Below are 9739 nucleotides of genomic sequence, written 5' to 3'. Positions count from 1 at the left end.
GAGTTATCGGTGCCATGCCCGACACCGGTGGCACTGAGGGAGCCGTAGAGGTCTGACTGAATACGTTTAACGTCTTGTGCTTTTCCGATCTGCGCCAAATGATCGGCAAACTCAGCCGCCGCCAACATGGGGCCAACCGTATGTGAACTGGATGGGCCTACGCCTATTTTAAAAAGATCAAACACACTGATAGACATACTGCCTCCGCCGCTATGAATAGCGCTGATTATTATTGTGATAAAGGAGGATTATGCGCTTCGGTCAAAACCAGGTATGTCAGATTACGACCTGTAGTTTCCTTAAAGCGTTGTTTCGAAGCAGAACAAACAGAAGAAAGAGGAGGCTGACCTGAAATGGTGGGAGGTATCCGCATCGGGATGCAGAGGGCCAGCCTCGAAGGTGTGCGCTTATCAAGACGCAAACACAGGTTGAAACTAAGGAACCTGCGAACAAGTCACAGGGTTAAAGTAGCGTCAGACGGTACTTTACTTACTAAAAACAACAGTACGGCTTCCGCAGAGGAATACGCGCTTTTCGATATGGCAACGGACGGCATTCATCAGCGTGATACGCTCCACATCCTGACCTTTCGCGATCAGATCTTCCGGGTAGTGCGCATGGTCAACCTGCTGCAAACCCTGAGCGATGATCGGACCTTCGTCCAGACCGTTGTTCACGTAATGCGCGGTTGCGCCGACCATCTTCACACCCTTTTCCCATGCCTGATGATACGGACGTGCACCCTTAAAGCCCGGCAACAGAGAGTGGTGGATATTGATCGCTTTACCATCGAGGTAGGAGCAAAGATCCGCCGACAGCACCTGCATGTAGCGCGCCAGCACCACCAGCTCGATATCGTACTCTTCCAACAGCTTAACGATCTGTGCTTCCTGCTCCGGCTTAGTGTCCGGCGTAATCGGCAGGTGGTAGTACGGAATGTCGTGCCACTCCGCCAGATGTTTCAAATCCGGATGGTTGGAGATAATCACCGGCACTTCAATGTTCAGCTGTCCCGTACGGTGACGGTACAGCAGGTCATTCAGGCAGTGATCGTACTTTGACACCAGAATCGCCACACGCGGGCGGTGCTCCGGTGGCGTCAGGCTCCACTCCATCTCGAACTCTTCCGCACGAGGTGAAAAGCCGGTGTTAAATTCGTCGGCGCTAAAGCCTTCAAACTGAGGATGAAACTCGATACGGATAAAGAAACGATCGGCAGCACGGTCATCATAGGAGTGGATATCTTCCACGTAGTTTCCGTACTCCGCCATGTAACGTGTGACCACATCAACGGTGCCCAGAACACTCGGACAGCTGGCAGTAAAGATCCAGGGTTTGAGCTTAGATTTCATAGCAATCTCTTGAATATCAGAAACCATTTTTTCATGTCAGAGACCTCCCTCCACAGAGGGCGGTCCTGACACGTTCCAGATCAGGCGTCTACAACCAGACCAAACTCGCGGCTGGCATCCTGAATCCACAGCCAGAGGTAATCTGAGAAACTGCGACGGATCACCAACTCGAACTGCTTCTCACCGGTACGGCGGATCACTGCGGTGCTTTTGGCAAAGACCGTGGAGACCACCTTACCGACCTGAAACTCCGACGGATGCAGGTCAATTGGGGTGCATTTCTTCAGCATCTCCACCACATCATCACCGGACAGTTCCAGTACAGTGGAACCACCGCTACCATTGACCAGCGAGTAGTGGCCGTCCATCTCATCGCGGAAACGGGTTTCCACGTCGAACGCTTTCAGACCCGGTACGATAATCAGCCACTCGTCAGGCGACATCCAGCGAATAGATGCCTCACCCTTTTCAACAGAGGTCAGCGGCTGCAAAGGCAGCGCCATACCCAGAACCCGCTCAACAGCAGCCAGCTGATCTGCGTTGTTTGGGTTACAACGCAACGTCAGATGACCCAACAGTTTGTTCTCGCGCAGGCGGATACCGCCCTTGCGTGGTCCCTGCTTTGCAAGGCTATCCAGATCCGCATGGTACAGCGGGGATTCCGCACGCACCTCTGGACCGGCAACCTGATTCATGACCACCGCTTTCGTGGTCGCTACTTTTTCTTCCGGTACGGCTACATTCAGATCAGACATTTTGACGCTCCCCTTTTGGATCAAGGAAGATCGGGCTACAGATTTCAGCTTCAACAACGGTGCCATCAGCCAGCGGGTAGAAGACTTTCTCGCCCATCTTGTTCAGGCCGCCTTTAACAAAGCCCATGGCGATGCTGCGATCCAGATTGGCACTCCAGTAACTGGAGGTGATGTGACCAACCATTGGCATCGGGATCGGTGCTTTTGGATCCAGTACACCCTGTGCACCTTCCGGCAACACAACCTTAGGATCGGTGGTTTTCAGACCCACCAGCTGCTTACGGTCTTCGCGTACACAGTCCTCACGGGCCATACCACGCTTACCGATGTAGCTGAACGGTTTCTTCTGAGCCACACACCAGCCCATACCCAGATCGAACGGGTGAACAGAACCGTCTGTATCCTGACCGGCGATGATGAAACCTTTCTCTGCACGCAGAATGTGCATGGTTTCGGTGCCGTACGGCGTCAGGTTGAACTTCTCACCGTGTTCAAACAGCTTATCCCAGACGTGCATGCCGTAGTTGGCCTGAACGTTGATCTCGTAGGAGCACTCACCGGTAAAGGAGATTCGGAACACACGTGCCGGAACCCCTGCCACAGTGGTCTGTTTCCAGTCCATGAACGCGAAGTTCTCGTTGGACAGGTCACAGTCCGTCAGCTCAGCCAGCAACTTACGGCTGTTCGGACCGGAGATGGTCAGCGTGGACCAGTGATCCGTCACAGTGTTGAAGTACACTTCCATCTCAGGCCATTCGGTCTGATGGTAGAGTTCCAGCCATTCCAGTACGCGTGCAGCGCCGCCGGTGGTGGTGGTCATCAGGAAGTGATTCTCACCCAGACAGGAGGTCACACCGTCATCGAAGACCATGCCGTCTTCACCGCACATCAGGCCATAACGGCACTTACCGACCGCCAGTTTGGCCCAGGCATTGGTGTAAACACGGCCCAGGAATTCACGGGCGTCTTTACCCTGAATATCGATCTTACCCAGCGTGGACGCATCCAAGATACCGACAGACTCACGCGTTGCCAGACATTCACGGTTCAGTGCTTCCTGCATGGACTCACCCGGTTTCGGGAAGTACCAAGGACGTTTCCACTGGCCCACATCCTCAAATTTCGCACCACGCGCCACGTGCCATTTATGCATAGCGGAGTAACGCTCAGGATCAAACAGCGCGCCACAGTCACGGCCGGCGATTGCACCAAAAGACACCGGGGTGTAGTTCGGACGGAAGATCGTTGTACCGGTTTCCGGAATGGTTTTGTTCAGCGCTTTCGCCGCCACGGCCATACCGTTGATGTTACCCAGCTTGCCCTGATCAGTACCAAAACCCATCGCTGTGTAACGTTTCACGTGTTCGATGGACTCATAACCTTCGCGACACGCCACTTCGATACCCGCAGCCGTTACGTCAGTCTGGTAATCGACGAACTGCTTTGGCGCCTGTGATGTTGGTTTCAGGTGCGGAATGTGGAACAGGGTCATAGGAGTACCCTCGTTCACCTCTTCCGCTTTCGGCAACATCACTTCAGAGGCACTCAGGCCCACTTCAGCAACCGCCTTAAGACCGGCATTCAGACCTTCAAACAGTGCAGTACTGGTGCTGTAACTACCATTGATTGCACCCGCCGTCAGCTGCTTCTGAACCGTAGGTCCTGGCAGGAAACCCACAACATCATCGTTCCAAACCGGACGGCTGCCCGTGTGGCAAGACAGGTGAATAACCGGACTCCAGCCACCGGAAGACGCCACGGTGTCAGCAGACAGTTTGCTCACGGAACCTGTCACTTTGTTGCCATCAGCGCTAATTGGCGCAACAGACACACCGCTCACGCGCTTGCTACCTTGCACTTCAATCACCGCAGAACCGGTTATCAGGTTCAGTCCACGCTGACGCGCAGCTTCAACACGGTCACCTTTAGGGTTCTGACGCGTATCGACAATCGCCACGACCTTACGGCCCGCATCATGCCAATCCAACGCGGCCTGATAACCGGAATCGTTGGTGGTCATCAGCACCAGTTCGTTACCCGGCGCAACGCCGTAACGGTTGATGTAGGTCGATACCGCATTAGCGACCATACAACCCGGCACATCGTTGTTTGCGAAGACCAGTGGACGTTCGTGCGCACCTGTCGCCAGAACAACCCATTTAGCACGTACACGGTGCAGTCGCTGACGTGCCTGACCCGCCGGTGCAATATCGGCGATATGGTCCGTGCAACGTTCGTGAATCGTCAGGAAGTTGTGGTCATGGTAGCCATTCACCGTAGAGCGCGGCAGCAACATCACATTGTCGTATCCACGCAGCTCTTCAACGACCGCGTTAACCCATTCAGACGCTGGCGCACCGTTCAGTGTTTCTTTACTGCTCAGCAGGCTACCACCAAACTCGTTCTGCTCATCGGCAAAGATGACACGCGCACCACTGCGCGCAGCGGTCAGTGCCGTAGACAGACCCGCAGGTCCGCCACCGACCACCAACACATCACAGTGCTGGTTAATTTTGTCGTAGGTATCCGGATCACTTTCCAGCGGGGAACGACCCAAACCGGCCGCTTTACGAATCATCGACTCGTAGGTATCCCACAGAGACTTCGGATACATAAAGGTTTTGTAGTAGAAACCCGGTGGCATCATGCTGCCGCCCATCTTACCGATGGTGCCCATCAGATCGGTTTCTACACTCGGCCAGCCATTCGTCGAGGACGATACCAGACCGTTAAACAGTTCCTGCTGCGTCGCACGAACGTTTGGCACCTGAGTGGCTTCAGTTGCGCCCAGCTGCAGGACCGCATTCGGCTCTTCTGCACCCGCTGCAACGATGCCGCGCGGACGGCTGTATTTAAAACTACGACCAACAATATCAATGCCATTGGCCAGCATGGCAGATGCCAGAGTGTCACCCAGGAAGCCGTTAAACTTTTTACCGTTGTAGGTAAATGTCAGAGGCTTGGAACGGTCGATGCGACCTCCGCTCTGCAGGCGGTTTTTCTGTGTCATAACTCCGCTCCCGTTATTTGCTATTACCAGACTGGGCAACCACCGAAGGCTGTTCTCCAATCTTGTAAACTTCTTTGATTTCGTAAGTCTGGGTGTCGCGGGTGATATTGAAGAACTTGCGACATCCGGCAGCATGCACCCACAACTCGTGGTGGATGCCACGTGGGTTCTTACGGAAGTAAAGGTATTCACCCCACTCCTTATCGGAGCAGGCTTCTGGGTCCAGCGGACGGGCGATATGCGCCTGACCTGAAGCGTGGAACTCTTCCTCTTCCCGGTATTCCGCACAGTGCGGGCAGTAGATATGGAACATGTAATTCTCTCCCGTTAGTGTGCTACACCAGCAGCGCCGTGCTCATCGATCAGCGCGCCGTCGTGGAATCGGAACATGGAAAATGGCTTCGCCAGTTCATGCATCTCACCTTTTGCCAGTGATGCGGCAAATACGTTGCCGGACCCCGGCGTGGCCTTAAAGCCACCGGTACCCCAACCGCAGTTGAAGAACAGGTTTTTAACCGGCGTATCACTGATGATCGGACAGGCATCCGGGCACGTATCTACGATACCGCCCCACTGACGGTTCATACGTACGCGGCTGAACATCGGGAACAGCTCCACAATCGCCTGCACCGTATGCTCAATCGTTGGGAAAGAACCACGCTGACCGTAGCCGTTGTAACCATCGATACCGGCACCAATCACCAAGTCCCCTTTATCGGACTGGCTGACATAACCGTGTACGTGGTTGGACATCACAACCGTATCCAGTACCGGTTTGATCGGCTCAGATACCAGTGCCTGCAGCGGGTGAGATTCCAGCGGCAGTTCAAAACCGGCTTTCTTCGCCAACACACTGGAATTACCTGCAACCACACAACCCACACGATCCGCTTTGATATCGCCGTAACGGTTGGTTTTCACACCCACTACGGTGCCATCTTCGATGATCAGGTCGGTGACTTCGGTTTGCTGAATCAGGTCCACACCGTGAGAATCCGCACCACGGGCAAAGCCCCATGCCACTGCATCGTGACGTGCAACACCACCACGTGGCTGCCAGGACGCACCCATGATTGGGTAACGGGTATTTTCAGAACAATCCATATGCGGCACGATCTCTTTGATCTGCTGCGGATCCAGTACTTCACCGTCGACACCGTTCAGGCGGTTTGCATTTACACGGCGCTCAATATCGCGCATGTCCTGCAGGGTATGACCCAGGTTCAGTACACCACGCTGGGAGAACATCACGTTGTAGTTCAGGTCCTGCGACAGACCTTCCCACAACTTCATCGCGTGCTCATACAGGTGAGCCGCTTCGTCCCACAGGTAGTTGGAACGTACAATGGTGGTATTACGTGCGGTGTTACCCCCACCCAGATACCCTTTTTCGATGACCGCGACATTGGTCACGCCAAACTGTTTCGCCAGGTAGTACGCCGTTGCCAGACCGTGGCCGCCGCCACCCACGATGATCACATCGTATTTCTTCTTTGGCGTAGGGTTACGCCAGGCGCGCTGCCAGTTTTCATGATGGCTAAGACTGTGCTTGAACAGTCCGAAACCTGAATAATGCTGCATGGTATCAGCTCCCGTTTAAGGGGCGGTCAGCGCTCGCTAACCGCCGCAGTTCTGTTCAAATTAGCGGTAAACTGGGTAGTCAGCGCACAGCGCCAGTACCTGTTCTTTCACGTCGGCAATCTTCGCGTCCAGCGCTTCCGGCTGGTCCAGAACATCCAACAGATCGGAGATCCAGCCCGCCAGTGTGCGGCACTGCTCTTCTTTGAAACCACGTGTCGTCACAACCGGAGAACCGATACGCAGACCCGAGGTAACAAATGGAGACTGAGGATCGCCCGGTACAGCATTTTTGTTCACGGTGATGTTGGCGCGACCCAGCGCAGCATCTGCATCTTTGCCGGTCAGGCCCTGCTTGATCAGGCTCAGCAAGAACAGGTGGTTATCGGTGCCACCGGATACAACTTCGTAGCCACGCTCGATAAACACATCGGCCATCGCGCTGGCATTCTTCACAACCTGCGTCTGATATTCGGTGAACTCAGGCTCCAGCGCTTCTTTAAAGGCAACCGCTTTTGCTGCGATCACGTGCATCAGAGGACCACCCTGACCGCCCGGGAACACTGCAGAGTTAATCTTCTTCTCCATCGCGTTATCGCGGGAAAGAATCAGACCACCACGCGGACCGCGCAGTGTTTTGTGCGTAGTGGTGGTGACAACATCTGCGAATGGCAGCGGGTTCGGGTACTGACCGGCAGCGACCAGACCAGCAACGTGTGCCATATCAACAAACAGGTACGCACCCACTTTGTCGGCGATCTCGCGAAAACGCGCCCAATCGACAACACGGGAGTAAGCAGAGAAACCCGCAACAATCATTTTCGGCTTGTGCTCAACGGCCAGCGCTTCAACCTGTGCGTAATCGATCTCGCCGGTCTCTTCATTCAGACCGTACTGCACCGCGTTGTAGATCTTGCCGGAGAAGTTCACATGAGAACCGTGAGTCAGATGACCACCGTGTGCCAGGCTCATGCCCAGTACGGTATCGCCCGGCTCGCACAACGCCATATAAACAGCGGCATTTGCCTGAGAACCGGAGTGAGGCTGGACGTTAGCGTACTCTGCACCGAACAGCTCTTTGGCACGATCAATTGCCAGCTGCTCTGCTACATCAACGTGTTCGCAACCACCGTAGTAGCGCTTTTCCGGGTAACCTTCCGCATACTTGTTAGTCAGCACAGAACCTTGTGCCTGCATAACGCGCGGACTGGTGTAATTCTCCGAAGCGATCAACTCGATGTGTTCTTCCTGACGCTGTGCTTCACGCTCCATTACTACCCACAGAGCATCGTCAAAACCTTGGATCTGGTCATCTTTAGTAAACATTTGCACCTCCTCACCCGAATAGTCGGTGAGTCACAATTTTGGTTTTTAGTTATTTTTTCCTGCCTCTCCCTAAGCACTGCAAAGGGATAGATATCAGGCCGGGAGGTAAACGCTATACGGTGTAACTGGCTAGGGGCCCTACACGAAAGGGCGTGCTAAACAACTCCCACGACACCGATAGTATCGGGTCTCAGAGAGGCGGCTATGCTCGAATACGTCTTGGTAATATCAATTTACGACAGCACCAGAGATATCTGCACAACAGGTCGAAGAACACAGGAAAGGCATGAGCGACACCGCTATACAGCAGCTATGACTGCGCCTCATGAGTGAATCAAAAAACCGATCACAGACGGCGGCTGCCAGCACCGCCCTATCCTGATTACGTCAGGATTTGCCCGTCACTTTACTCACAGCGACACGCGTAGACAGAAACATTGCCCTAAGGGATAACCGGTTGTTAGGGTCCGAATTTTTCCACTGACAGACGCGGCCCCGATGAACACAGAAACCACCACACTCAACAATGACTACATCAAGGGATTCCTGCTGGTGCTGGTTTCAGCCTGCGGTTATGGCCTGCAACCGCTTTTTACACACGTTGCATATAGTGATGGCGCAAGCCCGGTCGGGTTACTGGTACTGAGATTTGCTGCTGCGGCCGCCATCATGCTGATCTGGCTAAGGCTTCGCCGCCTGCCGATTCCGCCCCTGCGCCATAACCTGCAATACCTGCTGGTCGGTATTGGTTATTCAGGCGCGGCGCTGGGGTATTACAATGCCAGTCATAGCATGTCGGTCAGTTTGGCCGTGATCCTGCTGTTCTCGTTTCCAGCATTTGTGATCCTGTTTTCGATCCTCTTTTTGAAAGAGAAAGCGACCGGCAAAAAGCTTCTAAGTGTCACCTTGGCTATTGGCGGCGTTATGGTTGCGGTGGGCATCGATATTCAAGGAGACGGTCAGGGCATACTCTGGGCTTTGTTCGCGGCGCTGAGTTATGGCGCTGCCATCCTGTACGGTAGCCATCGGGCAAGCCCCAGCCATCCATTACAATCCGCATGTACAGTACTTATTGGCTGTTTGATTTCGTGCCTGATCGCCAGCACGATGCAAACCACCCACTGGCCACAATCTGAATTCGGCTGGCTATCGATCATCGGATTGGCGCTTTTTGCCACTATTTTGCCCATAGCAACCTTTATCGCCGGATCACCCAAGATTGGCGCCTCGGATGCTTCAACCATCTCAACAATGGAACCGGTGGTCGCGGTAACCATTGCCCTGATCTTGATCGGTGAGCAATTAACTACCGGCACTTACATCGGTGGATTAATGGTTATTACCGCGGTCATCATTCTTTCGCGCAGCAAATAAATCCAGAAAGAAAAACCGCTCTATTAATATCCAAAGTATATATGGATATATAAAACAGCTTCCGCAAAATAAAAAAGCCACCCATTCTGGGTGGCAACGTATAGCCTTCATTGATGGATCGGTATCGATCGATATAAATATTATCGTTTGTCCTGCTAGCCCGGTTGTCTGTATGCGCTGTATGACGATATTTTTTGCGACAAGCATCGCTTCAAGTTTCACCCCATACCGACACAACCCCCATAGCACATGGCTCACAGCTTATTTCAGACAAAAAAAACCACCCAATGGCGTAGGGTGGTATAAAAAGACCCGTGTTATACAAGGGATTGGAGCGAGGCAAG

General features: G+C 53.6%; 8 protein-coding genes. 1 reads left to right on the top strand and 7 read right to left on the bottom strand.

All coding sequences use genetic code 11. The annotated features are described in order from the left end of the window. The 7 genes from ABYW01_RS07090 to glyA all read right to left on the bottom strand — a co-directional run. The coding region (locus tag ABYW01_RS07090) for a serine dehydratase beta chain (RefSeq protein WP_372831786.1) at positions 1-197 on the bottom strand (197 nt) is incomplete at its 3' end. Positions 198-485: 288 nt separating this feature from the next. Beyond that, positions 486-1352 carry a formyltetrahydrofolate deformylase gene (purU, locus tag ABYW01_RS07085; RefSeq protein WP_372831785.1) on the bottom strand — a complete coding sequence of 289 codons (867 nt, stop codon included), beginning with the start codon at positions 1350-1352 and terminating at the stop codon, positions 486-488. Between the two features lie 80 nt (positions 1353-1432). Beyond that, on the bottom strand, positions 1433-2107 hold the full coding sequence (locus ABYW01_RS07080; protein WP_372831784.1) for a sarcosine oxidase subunit gamma: 675 nt from the start codon (positions 2105-2107) through the stop codon (positions 1433-1435). Further along, positions 2100-5117 carry a sarcosine oxidase subunit alpha gene (locus ABYW01_RS07075; protein WP_372831783.1) on the bottom strand — a complete coding sequence of 1006 codons (3018 nt, stop codon included), beginning with the start codon at positions 5115-5117 and terminating at the stop codon, positions 2100-2102. The genes ABYW01_RS07080 and ABYW01_RS07075 overlap by 8 nt, the downstream gene beginning before the upstream one ends. A gap of 13 nt (positions 5118-5130) precedes the next feature. Continuing rightward, a complete protein-coding gene (locus tag ABYW01_RS07070) occupies positions 5131-5430 on the bottom strand; it encodes a sarcosine oxidase subunit delta (RefSeq protein WP_193953992.1) in 300 nt (99 codons plus the stop codon). Between the two features lie 14 nt (positions 5431-5444). Then, positions 5445-6698, bottom strand: a complete 1254-nt coding sequence (locus tag ABYW01_RS07065; protein ID WP_193953993.1) for a sarcosine oxidase subunit beta family protein — start codon at positions 6696-6698, stop codon at positions 5445-5447. Between the two features lie 60 nt (positions 6699-6758). Continuing rightward, a complete protein-coding gene (gene glyA / locus ABYW01_RS07060) occupies positions 6759-8021 on the bottom strand; it encodes a serine hydroxymethyltransferase (protein ID WP_372831782.1) in 1263 nt (420 codons plus the stop codon). A gap of 498 nt (positions 8022-8519) precedes the next feature. On the opposite strand from glyA, the gene ABYW01_RS07055 reads away from it, so the two are divergent. Then, complete coding sequence (locus tag ABYW01_RS07055; RefSeq protein ID WP_372831781.1) at positions 8520-9395, top strand: DMT family transporter; 876 nt, start codon at positions 8520-8522, stop codon at positions 9393-9395. Positions 9396-9739 lie beyond the last annotated feature (344 nt).

Source organism: Pontibacterium sp., assembly GCF_041587635.1.
In the GTDB taxonomy this organism is placed as follows: Bacteria; Pseudomonadota; Gammaproteobacteria; order Pseudomonadales; family Balneatricaceae; genus Pontibacterium.
This window is presented reverse-complemented; position numbering and strand designations above follow the sequence as displayed.

What these genes read in the sequence shown, in the direction of transcription:
- ABYW01_RS07080 (WP_372831784.1), bottom strand. Translation starts at nt 2,107, where the DNA reads ATGTCTGATCTGAATGTAGCCGTACCGGAAGAAAAAGTAGCGACCACG.
- purU (WP_372831785.1), bottom strand. Translation starts at nt 1,352, where the DNA reads ATGAAATCTAAGCTCAAACCCTGGATCTTTACTGCCAGCTGTCCGAGT.
- ABYW01_RS07055 (WP_372831781.1), top strand. Translation starts at nt 8,520, where the DNA reads ATGAACACAGAAACCACCACACTCAACAATGACTACATCAAGGGATTC.
- ABYW01_RS07075 (WP_372831783.1), bottom strand. Translation starts at nt 5,117, where the DNA reads ATGACACAGAAAAACCGCCTGCAGAGCGGAGGTCGCATCGACCGTTCC.
- ABYW01_RS07070 (WP_193953992.1), bottom strand. Translation starts at nt 5,430, where the DNA reads ATGTTCCATATCTACTGCCCGCACTGTGCGGAATACCGGGAAGAGGAA.
- glyA (WP_372831782.1), bottom strand. Translation starts at nt 8,021, where the DNA reads ATGTTTACTAAAGATGACCAGATCCAAGGTTTTGACGATGCTCTGTGG.
- ABYW01_RS07065 (WP_193953993.1), bottom strand. Translation starts at nt 6,698, where the DNA reads ATGCAGCATTATTCAGGTTTCGGACTGTTCAAGCACAGTCTTAGCCAT.